This window comes from Xenorhabdus kozodoii (genome assembly GCF_002632875.1).
Taxonomy (GTDB): Bacteria; Pseudomonadota; Gammaproteobacteria; order Enterobacterales; family Enterobacteriaceae; genus Xenorhabdus; species Xenorhabdus kozodoii.
The window spans coordinates 146,261-161,175 of sequence record NZ_NJCX01000003.1 but is presented as its reverse complement, the minus strand read 5'-3'; the positions used below and the strand labels follow the sequence as shown (position 1 = coordinate 161,175).

Genomic DNA, 14,915 nt, shown 5'->3' with positions numbered 1-14,915 from the left:
CTCATTCAAATACGCCTTAGATGGGTCGTTAGCTCAGTCGGTAGAACAGTTGACTTTTAATCAATGGGTTGCAGGTTCGAGCCGAGCGAAGCGAGACAACGATGCGCGAGCATCGGCCCGAAGGGTGAGGCCGAAGGCCGAATCATCCTGCACGACCCACCATCTAAATCCTCATTCAAATACGCCTTAGATGGGTCGTTAGCTCAGTCGGTAGAACAGTTGACTTTTAATCAATGGGTCGCAGGTTCGAGCCGAGCGAAGCGAGACAACGATGCGTGAGCATCGACCCGAAGGGTGAGGCCGAAGGCCGAATCATCCTGCACGACCCACCATCTAAATCCTCTTCATCCTGCTGCTGTGTGATGTGCATGTTTACTTTTACTGAATTTCTCGCTGACTCTATGGTTCCCACTCAATCTTTTAATAAAAATTATCTATTTACTGGTAGAATTCAGTAAAATAAAGATAGAAACGTTCAAAAATTTCACATTCCTCCCTAATTTAATGTAAAACCACCTCATAAATTGATAAGTAATTTTCTGTTTTTAGATATCGATACACGTTATTTTATTGAACGTTAAATGTTGGTTAATGGTTTATTGAACGTTTATTTAATTAACATTGAATTTTACTCATAAATTAGCTATCTTGTTTAGTATGTAAAACAACAAAGAGCAAAATAGCCTAATTATCTCGTTATTTCACGTTGGTTGTATTGATATACTAAACATTACTTAAGGTAAGGATAAGAAAGCATGGATTTTTTCAACATTGATAACATATTAGTACAGATACCATTAGGAACAGACGGTTATAATCTTTCATTCATTGAAGCAATTGGTACGGTAGCGGGCTTGTTATGTATCTGGCTCGCTAGCCAGGAGAAAATTATCAATTACTTATTTGGATTAATTAATGTCTCGTTATTCGCTGTCATCTTCTTCCAAATTCAACTCTACGCTAGCCTCATTCTGCAAATTTTCTTCTTCGCGGCTAATATCTATGGTTGGTATGCATGGAGCCGAGTCAATGAGCAAAAACAAATCGAGCTTAAAATTCGCTGGCTCAACCCTAAACAGATGGCTATTGTTGCCGTAATTTCCATCTTTGCCATATTGGTTATGACATTTAATATTGATCAAATATTTGGTTATATGGCAAAAGTGGTCGTGCTTGCCCTACAGGGAATGGGTTTTAATATCTCCATGCCTGATTTACAGCCTGACGCTTTCCCATTCTGGGATTCTGTGATGACAGTATTATCCATAGTGGCAATGATATTGATGACGCGTAAGCATGTAGAGAATTGGCTGGTTTGGATTGTCATCAATGTTATCAGTGTCGTGATTTATTATTATCAAGGCGTTCTGGCGATGTCACTGCAATATATTATTTTGACCGGTATTGCACTAAACGGTGCTCGCCTGTGGATCAAGGCAGCAAAACATAACGGGTATCAACCAGAAGAAAATGTAAATTAATACTAATCATCGGCCATAGATCATCTATGGCCTGTTATCTGATATTTTCTATAAAATATTCTTTTCTTATTAGACCATTCATTTGAATTAACATCATTTTTACATCTAATAGCACCCGCTATAAAAAAGTATCCTCTTTTTACTCACAAAGATTATTTACAGAACAACGCCTAACCGTTAGATTGAGATCACAAAATTATTTCAAATAACTGTAAACGTATTAGGTGAAAGGATAATGAATTACCAGAATGACGATATAAGAATAAGAAAAATAACAGAATTATTGCCACCCGTTGCATTACTCGAAAAATTTCCGGCGACAAAAGAGAGCGCGATTACTGTTCACAAGGCACGTGAATCTATTCATAATATTTTAATTGGTGAAGATGATCGTCTTTTGGTAGTGATTGGCCCATGTTCAATTCATGATCCACAATCGGCATTGGAATATGCCGGGCGCTTGAATAAATTACGTGAAGAATTGCAAGCCGATTTGGAAATTGTTATGCGGGTTTATTTTGAAAAACCGCGCACAACCATAGGCTGGAAGGGGTTGATTAACGATCCAAACATGAATTGCAGTTTTAATATCAATAATGGGTTACGTACTGCCCGTAAGCTATTACTCGATATTAATGAGATGGGGTTACCGGCGGCGGGTGAATTTCTTGATATGATCTCCCCTCAATATTTGGCAGATCTTATGAGCTGGGGGGCAATAGGGGCACGTACAACAGAATCTCAGGTTCATCGCGAATTGGCTTCTGGGTTGTCTTGCCCGGTTGGTTTCAAAAATGGCACGGATGGAACCATTAAAGTCGCTATTGATGCCATTAATTCAGCCAGCTCATCGCACTGTTTCTTGTCAGTGACGAAATGGGGCCACTCAGCCATTGTTAATACAACAGGTAACCACGATTGCCATATTATTCTGCGGGGTGGCAAAGAGCCTAATTACAGCGCCGCACATGTCAGCGCTGTTAAAGAAGGGCTAGAAAAAGCGGGCCTGGCTCCCCGCGTGATGATTGATTTCAGTCATGCAAATAGCGCGAAGCAGTTCAAAAGACAAATGGATGTTGGTGTGGATGTTTGCGGCCAAATCGCAGGTGGCGAAAATGCGATTATTGGGGTTATGGTTGAAAGCCATCTGGTCGAAGGAAACCAAAGCCTGGAGAATGGCAAGCCTTTGGTTTATGGTCAGAGTGTGACCGACGGCTGTATTGGTTGGGATGATACAGAAACGTTACTGCGTCAGTTGTCTCAGGCTGTCCAGAGCCGCAGGGGCTAAGTTATCGCCAAAAAGCCCTAAAAAAAGCCGGAGTTCAGCCCGGCTTTTTAACATTCTTTTTTGTGCGATCTTTGGGGATTACTTCGCTTTACCCTGGTTTGCAACGGCCGCCGCTTTTGCCGCGATTTCATCAGCGTTGCCCAGATAGTAATGTTTGATAGGTTTCATATTCTCATCAAACTCATACACCAGCGGTACAGCCGTTGGAATATTCAGCTCAAGAATTTCTTCTTCGCTCATATTATCCAGATACTTGACCAATGCACGCAGAGAGTTACCATGAGCGGCAATAATGACTTTTTCGCCTTTTTCTACGCGCGGTTTGATAACGTCTTCCCAATAAGGAATAACACGTTCAATCGTCGTCGCCAGACTTTCGGTAACGGGGAGTTCTTCTGATTTCAGATTTGCGTAACGAGGATCGTGGCCTGGGTAACGTTCATCCTCTTTGGTCAAATCAGGAGGAGTAATAGCGAAACCACGACGCCACAATTTAACTTGATCATCGCCATATTTGGCTGCGGTTTCGGCTTTATCCAGGCCCTGTAATGCACCGTAGTGACGTTCATTCAGTTTCCAGCTTTTCTCAACGGGCAGCCATTGTTGATCAACCTGATCCAGAATGTTCCACAAGGTGTGAATGGCACGTTTTAAAACGGAAGTGTAGGCGAAATCGAAAGAGAAACCTTCTTCTTTCAGCAGTTGCCCGGCTTGTTGTGCTTCAGAGCGGCCCTTGTCTGACAATTCAACGTCAGTCCAGCCAGTAAAACGGTTCTCTTTGTTCCACTCGCTTTCTCCGTGCCTTACAAGAACCAGCTTAGTTACAGCCATAGCTTAAACTCCTATCAGTACTTTTTGATACAAAATGAAAAGATTGCTGCGGGCATTATATGGCGCGACAGGCCAAAACGGCAAACAATAGTCTCGTATCTCCTGTCTTAAATCATATTTGGTGATAATGACGGCAATCACATAACCGGGAGGGAGGAAAGGGGGGAGGCAGTGCATAATCTGAACTGTACCCCGATAACAAGGCAACAGTTCAGATCAAAATGGCATTCAGTTTAGTGCATGATGACTGATTTTATTGGATAGGTGAAAAACAGTAGATGCATCAGATTGAATGAAAAATGGAAAGCAACAGCCACCCATAAACGCCCGCTCCATAGCCATGTCAGACCGTAAATTAACCCTGCCAGCGTAGAGAAAATCATCAGCAAACCGCCACCCATAAAATGGGGAATGCCAAAAAGCAGGGAGGCAATGACAAGCGCTAAGTAAGGATTCATCCATTGACTTAACTTTTGCTGAATATAGCCACGAAACAGTGCCTCTTCAGCCAAAGAGACAAAGAACAGATTAACGATGGCGAAAACAGGAAACCAATTAGGCAAATGGAGTTCAACGGACAGACCGCCTAACACTGTTGCAAGTCCTAATAGTGCCGGCATGGCTGCGATTAATAAGGCCCATCCATGAGCAGGTGCATTAACCAACGGTTTTCGGATGAACAACGTCGGCATACAAAACATGAGGATGAAGGGTAGCAACGCTTTGTCAAAGTTGAAATACATTGAAAAAGGTGCGCTGAGTGGGCCTGTCTGCACTTTATCCAGATACTTGAGATTATGAAATCCGGGAATGTAATGCATAAATAGAGAGATGCTACTGATGAGCAACAACAACTCGATCATAATTTTAAGGCCAGTGTGATTGCCGCTGTTTTTTCGGCAATAAATATGTGCCACACCCAAAAGCGCGATCACCGTCAGCGTGATTATAGCCGGATAGGTCAGTATGTGAGTGCTGATCCCAGCAATGATAGCGAAGAGCACGATGAAAAAAGCAATTTTCTGACGACGCTCTAAAAGAGCCAATGAAATGGCAAGTAATGTCCAAGCCATATAATTCCCTGTTATCTTTGAAAAAAATCAATGAAGTAGACTAAAAATAGGCGGTGATTTTATAGTAATGGTTAAAAAATTCAAAAATAATAATAAAAAATATCAAAAAAATATTACTTGATTTTATAAAGCGTTATCGTAAAGCGACAGCAGGGAACCCCTCTCTATTAAGAAAGGGGTCAAAGTAATAAGTTGAATGAATAGCGAAGATTACAGAGAATCTGCGGAAACACTCTCCGTTTCATATCGGTAAATATCACCATCAGGCATAAACCGCAGGCGATGGGTAATGCACTTTGGTGCATCTTCCTGATGATGGGAAACAAACAGAAGCTGCGTGTCGCCATTGGAAATCATGATATCAATAAAGCGCAGGACTAACTGGCGGTTCAGAGGGTCAAGGCCTTGCAAGGGTTCATCCAAAATCAATAAAGCCGGATGTTTCACGAGGGCGCGGGCAATCAAGACCAGCCGTTGCTGTCCCCATGACAAACTATGAAAAGGGCTGGTTGCCATTGAACCGGATAACCCCAGTAAGTCCAGCCACTCATCGGCCAACTGTTGCTGTCGATCTGACACTGCCTGATAGAGTCCTATGGAGTCGAAAAAACCCGAAAGGATAACGTTACGAACGCGGGTACTGACTCGATATTCCAGATGAATACTGTTACTGACATAACCAATGTGACGTTTAATGTCCCAAATTGTTTCCCCGCTCCCCCGTTGGCGACCAAATAGGATTAACTTATTACTGTAACCTTGGGGATGATCGCCTGTAATCAGGCTAAGGAGTGTCGATTTTCCGGCGCCATTTTCACCGATGATTTGCCAGTGTTCATCAGGGTTCACTTGCCAGCTTAAGCCGTGCAAAATGGGTTTGTCATTGTATTGGACAATGACATTATGCATTGACACGAGCGGCTCATCGGTTGGCAGTTGCCTGTCAGGCTGGTATTCATCGGTTTCGGGAAGATGAATATTTTCCAGCCCTTCACTGTGCGCCAATTGTGCCACAAGAGATTCTGCCAAAATGCGTTCTTTGTTGCCCGCTAGCGTCAGGTGGCAATCCGCCAGCACCCCGACTTGTTCGACAAAATCAGGAATTTCATGGAATCGGGTTAAGATCAAAACTAAGGTAATGCCTTTTGCCGCCAGAGAACTGAATAATTGGGACAGTTGAGTTCGGGCATAACTATCTAACCCATCAAAAGGTTCATCAAGGATAAGTAGGTCAGGATTTGCCATTAATGCCTGACATAACAGAACCTTACGTGTTTCCCCTGTTGAGAGGTATTTAAATCGCCGTGACAGTAAATCCTTAATGCCAAAATATTTGCTTAATTCAAGGCACAATTCACTGTCTTTATGGTGGAGTTGAATGATGTCTGCGGCTGTGCGCCCAGTATCCTCTTCCCCTTCACTGAGCAGGTCTGTGTTGTTACGTTGCCACTCTTCATCAACCAGTTTTTGTAATTGTTCGAAAGATAGACGTATTGGTGTGCGAAACGAGCAATGACGTTCGCCTGCCAGTTGAATTAATTCACCTGACAGTGCACGAGCCAACGAAGATTTTCCACTCCCATTTGCGCCAACAAAAGCCCAACTTTCTCCGGAAATAATTTTCAGTGACGGCAGCCGTAGGGTACGGGTGTCACTTAAACGGAAACGACCTTGCGTTATTTGCAATTCAGACATTTTTCTTCCTTTTTAAGCAACATCAACTAAAGGATCACCAGAAATAAGCGGAATAATGTTCAATGTCAATGTGTAGCTGTCTGTTATTCATTGAGGATTCATCATTTTTGTATTCGATTTAGCATAAAGTGGCAATGATCACTTTATCAGCATTAAAAAATGCAGTGACAGAATCGCGGGGTTGAAGCTGCAAACGCGTCATCTCTTGGTTGGGTAATGTAACGCAAAGGGGATCACCACCATCAAGCGTCAGGATAATTTCACTGTATTCTGTACCGGTTTCAACATGGCTCACCTGGCTGGGCAGGACATTACCGAATGCCGCAGAAGGGACATGATCTTTAGTCAAGGTTATCCACGGGGCTTTAATTAACACCAACACCTCTTTCCCTGCGACTAAATTTAATCGATCGGCACTTTGTCCCGTTACCGCCGCATAGATTAGCGTCTTGCTACCGGACAACAAAACCCGCACATGTTGTTGAATGTCTGTCTGGTCACGTTCAATGATCGTACCAAAAAATTGATTTCGGGCGCTGGTTTGTAATGAAAAACGCGATATGGCGGCGAGTAGGCTGTCTAAAGGCAGGGAATCATCTGTCAAAACATCAAACGCTTTTTGTTGAATTTTTTCTAGTAGATCATAAAGTTGTACCAGACGTTCGCCATAATGGGTCAGTTGGGCACCGCCACCGCCTTTCCCACCGGTGGCGCGTTCCACCAATAGCTCATCTGCGAGCTGATTCATTTCGCTGATGGCATCCCAGGCACTTTTGTAGCTGATCCCAGCCTGCCTTGCACCCTGGCTGATAGAACCCGTGATTTTAATCTGTTTGAGTAGCTTAATTCGCCGGGGGTCAGCGAACAGGCGCTGTTGCAATTTCAGTGTTAACAATATTTGGGCTTGCATAGTGATTTATTTAGGGCAAATATTTGGGAGTTTTTACAACAGAACCCTAAGAATCGCACGTTTCGTCGGTTACTGTTACTGTTTTATTGTCTAGAATAACCGAATTAGTGTCTGTGTTATATCCGGTTCAGATATGACACAGTTAATTTGTTAGTCACTCAGGGTATGAGGTTAGCATGTTTGAATTGCTTAAAAGTTTGGGGTTTGCATTGATCATGGTTCCCGTGGTGATGGCCGTTATCCTGGCATTGATATACGGACTTGGGGGATTATTCAATCGTATCTCCAAAACAGAGAACACCCATCGACAGTCTTGAACCTTGTGATTTCCATTACCCGGTTATCCGGGTAATCATCCCTTCCTGCCTTCTCTTCAATGTCACTTTTGCATTGAGATCAACATAAAAGCTAAAACTGGCTCACAACTTGCCGATTAATCACAGAATAGCGTTTTCATTTAACGTTGTATCTTGTTATATACAACGCACCATATTGATTATCTTGGGCGAGTCTAAAATGAAAAATAAAGTTTGTCAGTTTCTGACTGGGATTGTGGCCTTTTTTGCGCTTGCCGGGAGTGTTTGGGCAGCAGATAAAGTGACAGTTTTTGCGGCGGCTTCATTAACTAATGCATTGGATGATATCGCGCTACAGTATAAAAAAGAGCAACGGGGCGATATCGTAGCCTCTTATGCTTCATCATCGACACTGGCACGGCAAATAGCACAGGGAGCACCTGCGGATATTTTTATTTCTGCCGATCAGCAGTGGATGAATTACGCGACGGAAAAACACTTAATTGCCGAGAATAGCCGTCATACTTTGTTGGGTAACCAGCTTGTCCTGATTGCGCCTAAAGAGAGTCAATTAGGCAGAGTCGAGATTAACCGGGAAACAAAATGGCAATCTTTGCTGGCGGGAGGGCGTTTAGCGGTTGGCGATCCTGACCATGTACCCGTGGGGATTTACGCTAAAGAATCGCTGCAATATTTACAGGCATGGGATACGGTCAATCCACTGATGGCACGGACTAGCAATGTACGTAGTGGTATGGCGCTGGTAGAGAGAGCCGAAGCCCCACTGGGCATTGTTTATGGCTCTGATGCCGTTGCCAGCAATAAAGTCAAGATTGTCGGCGTTTTCCCACCTGAAAGCCATAAGCCGGTGGAATATCCGATGGCGATAATCAAAGGCCATGAAAAACCGGCTGTTCGCGCTTTTTATGACTACCTTAAAACCCCTGAAGCCGCAGCCATTTTTAAACGCTACGGCTTTAGTCCACTGTAGGAACTGATCGTTTGGAGATGTTAAGTGAATATGAATGGCAGGCGATTTTACTGAGTTTAAAAATCTCAGGGATCGCCGTGTTATTCAGTTTGCCATTAGGGATCTTAATGGCATGGATGCTGGCTCGCTGCCAGTTTGTTGGCAAATCCCTGCTTGATAGCATTATCCACCTGCCACTGGTATTACCGCCAGTGGTGGTGGGATATCTGTTACTGATCAGCCTGGGGCGGCGTGGCGTCATTGGTGAATGCCTTTATGACTGGTTCGGGATCAGTTTTGCATTTAATTGGACAGGGGCGGCATTGGCTTCGGCCGTGGTGGCTTTTCCGCTCATGGTCAGGGCTATTCGCTTGTCATTGGAGGGCATTGATCGGCGTTTGGAACAGGCTGCCCGTACTTTGGGGGCGGGATCACTTAAAGTCTTTTTCACCATTACCTTACCGTTATCATTACCGGGCATCATTGTGGGCGCGGTATTGGCTTTCGCCCGTTCATTGGGCGAGTTTGGCGCCACCATTACCTTTGTTTCCAATATTCCGGGGGAGACGCGAACCATTCCTCTTGCTATGTATACATTGATAGAAATGCCGGGTGCTGAAACCGCCGCCGCCCGTCTGTGTATCATTGCCATTTTATTGGCACTCATTTCATTGCTGCTTTCCGAATGGCTGACACGTTGGGGCAGAAAACGTTTGGGGGCAGCATGTTAGAGCTGGATTTTGAGCAGCGTTTGGGTGAGTTGTACATGCAGGTGGATATCACTTTGCCAACAGAAAGCATTAGCGCCATATTCGGTCTTTCCGGGGCAGGAAAAACCTCACTGATCAATGTCATTGCGGGATTGAGCCGCCCGGCAAAAGGCCGTATTGTCTTAAACGGCACTCCCTTAGTGGACACAGAACAAAATATCTTTTTGCCACCCGAAAAGCGTCGGGTGGGTTATGTGTTTCAGGATGCGCGCCTTTTCCCGCATTATCGCGTGAAGGGAAACCTACAATATGGCATGGCACCAGAGATGAAACCGCAATTTGACAATATCATTGGCTTGCTAGGGATTGAACATTTACTGTCACGTTTTCCTGCCACCTTATCTGGCGGGGAAAAACAGCGGGTAGCCATTGGTCGGGCATTACTGACTGCCCCTGAAATCCTGCTTATGGATGAACCCTTGGCATCATTGGATTTACCACGTAAGCGTGAGCTATTGCCTTATCTTGAAAAGTTATCCCAGGAAGTCAAAATCCCGATCCTATACGTGAGCCACAGCCTGGATGAAATTTTACGCTTGGCAGAGCATGTCATTGTGATGGATAAGGGAAAAATCAGGGCGACAGGAACGCTGGAAGAGGTTTGGTCGAGCAGCGCACTGCGTCCGTGGCTGCAAAAAGAGAGTCTTGGCAGCATATTGAACGTTTCGGTTATGGAACATCATCAACGTTATCAAATGACCGCAGTGGCGGTGGCTGACAAAGTCCTTTGGCTGCCACAAGTCAATGCCTCTCCAGGCACTGATCTGCGTATCCGTATTGATGCATCAGATGTTTCCTTGGTTTTGGCGCCTCCAAAAGTGAGCAGCATCCGTAACATCTTGCAGGTAAAAGTCACCGAGTTTTTTGAAGATAATGGCCAGATTGATGTCAAATTGGCGCTGGGTGAACATAGCTTGTGGGCGAGAATTACGCCGTGGGCACGGGAAGAGCTTAATCTGCGGGCAGGGCAATGGTTATATGCACAGATAAAGAGTGTTTCGCTGAATCGTCACTTATGATGAATAGGCAGGAAGTTACATAGGGAGCAGATGCTCCCATTGAACGGATTTACAGCACGTATTTTCGCAGGACTTCCGCGATACCGGGCTGGGTATTATCCCGTGTGACAATATCGGCTCGTTCTTTGACAGCCTCGACGCCATTCCCCATAGCGACACCCAGCCCAACGTTTTCCAGCATACTGAGGTCGTTATAATTATCACCAAAAGCGATCACATCCTTCATACTCATGCCTTGTGATCCCACCCATTGTTGCAATCGCATGCCTTTGCTATTGCCCTTTTTGGCTATATCGACCTGATCGAACCATGACCACTCACACTCAAGGCCAACATTTTCCTCAATTTGTGCACTAATCTCACGCAGCTTCACTAAATTGGATGAGCTGGTGGCTAATTTCCAAATGGAACTCACCGAGTGGATGGCATCTTGAAAATTTTCCGTTTGCTGAAGATTAGGGCGTTGATGTTCAGGCAGGGAATCCGACCAGGCAAGGGTTCGGGCTACAGTGTGGGGAAATTGATATAAAATGGCATCATCAACATACATCAGATGCTGAATTTCCGTGTCTTGCAGATAGGAAAGTGCTTGGGAGGCTTCCTGAATAGAGAGCGGATTAGAGGCCAATACTTTTTTTGCCTGATAATCATACGAATAAGTTCCATTACAACAGATAGCAGGGGTATCGAGTTGTAGCATTTGATAGAAAGGATGGATGGCAACATGATGGCGTCCAGTCACAATCAACACTTTGATCCCTGACTGGCGGGCTTCATTTAAGGCTGCCAGTGATTCAGGCAGAATACGTTTTTGTGGATCGAGCAGTGTTCCATCGAGATCCAGCGCGATAACGCGATATGACATGGATTGGCCTCTAAGTTGTTTATGATATAAGCAAAATATTATACGTTAGTTGAGCAAAGTTAAACCGATATATACCCGTCGCCTCTCAAGATGCATCTGGTCTCTCCCCGCGCAGCGGGGAGAGACCAACACTCACATTGGTTTGCAAGCGGCAACTTGAAGTTGGATTGGTATAGGGAGTTTAACCGTTAAAATTTTCCAAGGATCTTGACAGATCAATAAAATAGCAATGAAGCATTAAGGAGAGAACATGAAACAAGTGGTTTATACAGCCAGCCCAAATAGCCGACAAATTCACGTATGGTCACTGAATATGGCCGGGGAACTTGCGCTTCTCCAGACCGTCAATGTGCCCGGTGAAGTCCAGCCAATGGTGGTTAATCCTGATGGAAAGCACTTGTATGTCGGAATTCGTCCCCAATTTAGCATCGTAACCTATGCCATTGGTGCCGATGGCTGTCTTGAACAACAGGCCATTGCGCCATTGTCGGGCAGCCCAACCCATCTATCCACTGACCGAGCAGGGCGTTTTTTATTTTCCGCTTCTTACAGTTTCAATCACTTAAGTGTCCATCCTATTGATGAAAATGGGGTCGCTAAAGCGCCAAGCCAAATTGTCGCCGACCTGCAAGCACCACATTCGGCCAATATTGATCGGGAAAATCGCCAACTGCTGGTTCCCTGTCTGAAAGAAGATCATATTCGTATTTTCAATTTGGATGAGCAGGGTTATCTGACAGAAAGTCGGGCAGATGAAGTGACGACGGCAGCGGGTGCAGGTCCACGGCATATGGCATTCCATCCCAAAAAACCGGCTATCTACTGCGTGAATGAATTGGATTCAACCGTTGACGTGCTGCGTAAGTGGGAAAAATACCGTATCGTGCAATCAATTGATTCGTTGCCAACAGATTTTTCCAGCGTCCGTTGGTCGGCAGATATTCACATCACACCGGATGGCCGACACCTCTACACCAGTGAACGTTCAGAGAGCCTGATAAGCCACTTCCGCATTTCGGAAGAGGGTGATCACCTGACATTAGCTGGGCATTATCCTACAGAGGCTCAGCCGCGTGGTTTTGCTCTCGATCACAGTGGTCATTTCCTGATTGCATCAGGGCAAAAATCCGATCATATTTCAGTATCACGCATTGACCCTTATTCAGGGACATTAACCCAACTGGCGCGTTATCCGGTTGGCAAAGCGCCGATGTGGGTTACCGTATTGGTCTTGTAACTGTATGACTGGGGGTATTTCCTTGCCATAACATGGTCGACACGTTATGACTCCTCGCGCTGCGAGGAGTCATAACGCTCCATGAATACCCGTGTCTCACTATGGCAAAAAAGTATTTATACGCATTAAACTTCAAGTTGCAATTTACAACACTATATGAAATCACACGCATCTTGAAGTTAGATTGGTATAAATGAATGAAACCTATTGATGTTGGATCAAATTAAACGTTCCGATACCGGATAAAACAATAGGGTATGTGACTAATATATGGCTCTGATAGACAGAAAACAGATCGCCTAAATAAATATTGCCTCTCAAAAGACGCAAGACAAGATTTCTTGGATTAATATAAAGCTGGAAATTTAGGGGGGCATTGATAATGGATTGAGCATAATTGACCACGCCCCCAAGGTGAATATTATTAAAATTCAATATGGGGGTATTAAAGCCACCTTGAATATAGCCATTGAAACTGGTTTTTTTCCCGGTATTCGGTTCGTGTCCAATGATGGCGGGATAAGATGATAACTGGATAAAGGGATAACTGCCATATTGATAATAGGTGTTAATGTTAAAATGCCCACTAATAAATTCGGTTTGTCTCAGTGTCGGGCTGGTTAATGAATCGGGTTTCACATTTTCTGCAAACAGCGGGGCTAATTCAGGTTTTTCTTTTGCCAGCGCTTCATAATGTAAAATTTCTTGTTCATACCTATTTTTAGATAGTTCAAAGATATTCTGCATTTCTTCATTAGAAGGGGTGAGCAAATTTTCTATATTCATCATGTTTTCCTCTTTGTTTAAATTAACGTGCTTGCATCATGAATATACCAACTCATTTATTTTTAGGTAATGTAATATCCTTTTTTTGGGTCATTAATATTTGTCAATGATTGCTATTTAGGTAAATATTAATATGCTGTGTTTTTTTGTCAGGCATATAATAACTTAATAGTTATTGGCGTATTTTTATTATCCAGCCACCCAATTAAAGAGGTGACTGGATATACCAATCGCCTTTCAAGATGCGTCTTATATCTCCCCGCGTAGCGGGGAGATATAAACACTCTCGTTGGTTTGCAAACGGCAACTTGAAGTTAGATTGGTATATACCCTTCTTTAATTTATGGCACCTGCTATTGCATTGGTCAGTTTCGATAACTGTTCTGGTTGAATAATATAAGGCGGCATCAGGTAAATTAACCGACCAAATGGCCTGATCCACACACCTTGTTGGACAAAATAGTGTTGTAACGCAGCGACATTGACAGGTTGCTTCATTTCGACAACACCTATCGCGCCCAAGACCCGAACATCGTTGACTAAGCTGTGGGATTTAAGGGGAAATAATTCAACGTTTAGTTGCGCTTCAATGGCTTGAATACGCTGCTGCCACGGGCTATCCACAAGCAATTTCAGACTGGCACTGGCGACGGCGCAGGCCAGAGGATTCCCCATAAACGTTGGCCCATGCATAAAACAACCCGCTTCCCCCTGGCTAATCGTTTCTGCGATATGGCGGGTAGTCAGTGTTGCAGATAATGTCATATATCCCCCGGTCAATGCCTTGCCTAAGCACAAGATATCTGGCGCGATCTGGGCGTGTTCACAGGCGAATAACTTGCCCGTTCGCCCAAATCCGGTGGCAATCTCATCGGCAATCAACACGAGCTGATACTCGTCACAAAGTTGACGGACCTGGCGTAAATATTCAGGGTGGTAAATCCGCATCCCACCCGCACCCTGAACGATGGGTTCTAAAACCACGGCGGCAATTTCAGTATGATATTGCCGCAATAATCGTTTTAAAGAGTCGATATCTTCCGCCTTCCATTCATCACCAAACGAGCATTGCGGCGCATCGGCAAACAGATGGTTGGGAAGATAGCCTTTGTACAGATTATGCATGGCGTTGTCTGGATCGCAGACAGACATAGCGCCAAACGTGTCACCGTGATAACCATGACGTAGCGTCAGGAAACGATGGCGTTTTTCTCCCTTGGCTTGCCAATATTGCAAGGCCATTTTCAGGGCGACTTCTACGGCGACCGATCCTGAATCCGCCAGAAAAACACACTCCAAAGCATCAGGTGTCATTGCCACTAATTGCCGGCACAGATCAACCGCGGGAGGGTGAGTGATACCGCCAAACATCACATGGGACATCTTATCGATTTGTGATTTGGCCGCCTCGTTGAGAGCAGGATGATTATAACCGTGGATAGCCGCCCACCATGAAGACATACCATCAATCAATGTGTGTCCGTCTGATAACACCAGCTCTACACCGGTGGCCGAGACGACAGGGTAGGTGGGAAGCGGATCAGTCATAGAGGTATACGGATGCCAAATATGGCGCTGGTCAAATTTAAGATCCGAAGGGGTTATAGTCACTTTAATGTAAACCTTTTTTGATTCATTTTGGTTGACATGATAACCCGGTTATTTAAACTGACAACGTTTTTTACATCGGAGAT

At 44.5% G+C, this 14,915-nt stretch carries 14 protein-coding genes and 2 tRNA genes; 9 read left to right on the top strand and 7 right to left on the bottom strand.

Going from position 1 to position 14,915, the window contains the following annotated elements; translation table 11 throughout:
* Nucleotides 1–22: 22 nt before the first annotated feature.
* The 4 genes from Xkoz_RS20445 to aroG all read left to right on the top strand — a co-directional run bounded on the left by Xkoz_RS20445 (nt 23) and on the right by aroG (nt 2,769).
* Nucleotides 23–162, top strand: a tRNA-Lys gene (locus Xkoz_RS20445).
* A gap of 30 nt (nt 163–192) precedes the next feature.
* A tRNA-Lys gene (locus tag Xkoz_RS20440) sits at nt 193–332 on the top strand.
* Between the two features lie 423 nt (nt 333–755).
* Nucleotides 756–1,481, top strand: coding sequence for a nicotinamide riboside transporter PnuC (gene pnuC / locus Xkoz_RS03205; protein WP_099140730.1), 726 nt, complete (start codon nt 756–758; stop codon nt 1,479–1,481).
* A gap of 235 nt (nt 1,482–1,716) precedes the next feature.
* Nucleotides 1,717–2,769 (top strand): 3-deoxy-7-phosphoheptulonate synthase AroG, encoded by a 1,053-nt coding sequence (gene aroG / locus Xkoz_RS03200; RefSeq protein ID WP_099140729.1) that lies wholly within the window; start codon nt 1,717–1,719, stop codon nt 2,767–2,769.
* Between the two features lie 78 nt (nt 2,770–2,847).
* Here the strand turns inward: aroG and gpmA are convergent, their stop codons facing one another.
* The 4 genes from gpmA to modE form a co-directional block, all read right to left on the bottom strand.
* Entirely contained in the window at nt 2,848–3,600 is a 753-nt protein-coding gene (gene gpmA / locus Xkoz_RS03195; RefSeq protein ID WP_099140728.1) for a 2,3-diphosphoglycerate-dependent phosphoglycerate mutase, read from the bottom strand.
* Between the two features lie 233 nt (nt 3,601–3,833).
* Nucleotides 3,834–4,673, bottom strand: coding sequence for a CPBP family intramembrane glutamic endopeptidase (locus Xkoz_RS03190; RefSeq protein ID WP_099140727.1), 840 nt, complete (start codon nt 4,671–4,673; stop codon nt 3,834–3,836).
* Nucleotides 4,674–4,883: 210 nt separating this feature from the next.
* Entirely contained in the window at nt 4,884–6,368 is a 1,485-nt protein-coding gene (gene modF / locus Xkoz_RS03185) for a molybdate ABC transporter ATP-binding protein ModF (RefSeq protein WP_099140726.1), read from the bottom strand.
* A 118-nt stretch (nt 6,369–6,486) separates the two neighbouring features.
* Entirely contained in the window at nt 6,487–7,278 is a 792-nt protein-coding gene (modE, locus tag Xkoz_RS03180) for a molybdenum-dependent transcriptional regulator (RefSeq protein WP_099140725.1), read from the bottom strand.
* A gap of 176 nt (nt 7,279–7,454) precedes the next feature.
* Between modE and Xkoz_RS03175 the strand changes: the two genes are divergently transcribed.
* From Xkoz_RS03175 to modC, 4 genes are all read left to right on the top strand, one after another.
* Nucleotides 7,455–7,595, top strand: coding sequence for an AcrZ family multidrug efflux pump-associated protein (locus Xkoz_RS03175; RefSeq protein ID WP_099140724.1), 141 nt, complete (start codon nt 7,455–7,457; stop codon nt 7,593–7,595).
* A 199-nt stretch (nt 7,596–7,794) separates the two neighbouring features.
* Complete coding sequence (gene modA / locus Xkoz_RS03170; RefSeq protein ID WP_099140723.1) at nt 7,795–8,565, top strand: molybdate ABC transporter substrate-binding protein; 771 nt, start codon at nt 7,795–7,797, stop codon at nt 8,563–8,565.
* Between the two features lie 17 nt (nt 8,566–8,582).
* The gene (modB, locus tag Xkoz_RS03165) at nt 8,583–9,275 is read left to right on the top strand and encodes a molybdate ABC transporter permease subunit (protein ID WP_099140722.1); all 693 of its coding nucleotides are present in this window, start codon (nt 8,583–8,585) and stop codon (nt 9,273–9,275) included.
* Nucleotides 9,269–10,333, top strand: a complete 1,065-nt coding sequence (gene modC / locus Xkoz_RS03160; protein ID WP_167386550.1) for a molybdenum ABC transporter ATP-binding protein ModC — start codon at nt 9,269–9,271, stop codon at nt 10,331–10,333. The genes modB and modC overlap by 7 nt, the downstream gene beginning before the upstream one ends.
* A 49-nt stretch (nt 10,334–10,382) precedes the next feature.
* Here modC and Xkoz_RS03155 read toward each other — a convergent pair whose 3' ends face one another.
* On the bottom strand, nt 10,383–11,198 hold the full coding sequence (locus Xkoz_RS03155; protein WP_099140720.1) for a pyridoxal phosphatase: 816 nt from the start codon (nt 11,196–11,198) through the stop codon (nt 10,383–10,385).
* Between the two features lie 250 nt (nt 11,199–11,448).
* On the opposite strand from Xkoz_RS03155, the gene pgl reads away from it, so the two are divergent.
* Entirely contained in the window at nt 11,449–12,435 is a 987-nt protein-coding gene (pgl, locus tag Xkoz_RS03150; protein ID WP_099140719.1) for a 6-phosphogluconolactonase, read from the top strand.
* Nucleotides 12,436–12,639: 204 nt separating this feature from the next.
* On the opposite strand, the gene Xkoz_RS03145 is transcribed toward pgl, so the two are convergent.
* Both Xkoz_RS03145 and bioA read right to left on the bottom strand, forming a co-directional pair.
* On the bottom strand, nt 12,640–13,221 hold the full coding sequence (locus tag Xkoz_RS03145) for a hypothetical protein (RefSeq protein WP_099140718.1): 582 nt from the start codon (nt 13,219–13,221) through the stop codon (nt 12,640–12,642).
* A gap of 336 nt (nt 13,222–13,557) precedes the next feature.
* Nucleotides 13,558–14,826 carry an adenosylmethionine--8-amino-7-oxononanoate transaminase gene (bioA, locus tag Xkoz_RS03140; RefSeq protein ID WP_099140772.1) on the bottom strand — a complete coding sequence of 423 codons (1,269 nt, stop codon included), beginning with the start codon at nt 14,824–14,826 and terminating at the stop codon, nt 13,558–13,560.
* Between the last annotated feature and the right edge of the window lie 89 nt (nt 14,827–14,915).

Bases quoted from the DNA above. Each gene is read 5' to 3' on its own strand.
- pnuC (WP_099140730.1), top strand. From the start codon at position 756: ATGGATTTTTTCAACATTGATAACATATTAGTACAGATACCATTAGGA.
- modF (WP_099140726.1), bottom strand. From the start codon at position 6,368: ATGTCTGAATTGCAAATAACGCAAGGTCGTTTCCGTTTAAGTGACACC.
- gpmA (WP_099140728.1), bottom strand. From the start codon at position 3,600: ATGGCTGTAACTAAGCTGGTTCTTGTAAGGCACGGAGAAAGCGAGTGG.
- modC (WP_167386550.1), top strand. From the start codon at position 9,269: ATGTTAGAGCTGGATTTTGAGCAGCGTTTGGGTGAGTTGTACATGCAG.
- modE (WP_099140725.1), bottom strand. From the start codon at position 7,278: ATGCAAGCCCAAATATTGTTAACACTGAAATTGCAACAGCGCCTGTTC.
- aroG (WP_099140729.1), top strand. From the start codon at position 1,717: ATGAATTACCAGAATGACGATATAAGAATAAGAAAAATAACAGAATTA.
- Xkoz_RS03190 (WP_099140727.1), bottom strand. From the start codon at position 4,673: ATGGCTTGGACATTACTTGCCATTTCATTGGCTCTTTTAGAGCGTCGT.
- pgl (WP_099140719.1), top strand. From the start codon at position 11,449: ATGAAACAAGTGGTTTATACAGCCAGCCCAAATAGCCGACAAATTCAC.
- Xkoz_RS03175 (WP_099140724.1), top strand. From the start codon at position 7,455: ATGTTTGAATTGCTTAAAAGTTTGGGGTTTGCATTGATCATGGTTCCC.
- modA (WP_099140723.1), top strand. From the start codon at position 7,795: ATGAAAAATAAAGTTTGTCAGTTTCTGACTGGGATTGTGGCCTTTTTT.
- modB (WP_099140722.1), top strand. From the start codon at position 8,583: ATGTTAAGTGAATATGAATGGCAGGCGATTTTACTGAGTTTAAAAATC.
- Xkoz_RS03155 (WP_099140720.1), bottom strand. From the start codon at position 11,198: ATGTCATATCGCGTTATCGCGCTGGATCTCGATGGAACACTGCTCGAT.
- Xkoz_RS03145 (WP_099140718.1), bottom strand. From the start codon at position 13,221: ATGAATATAGAAAATTTGCTCACCCCTTCTAATGAAGAAATGCAGAAT.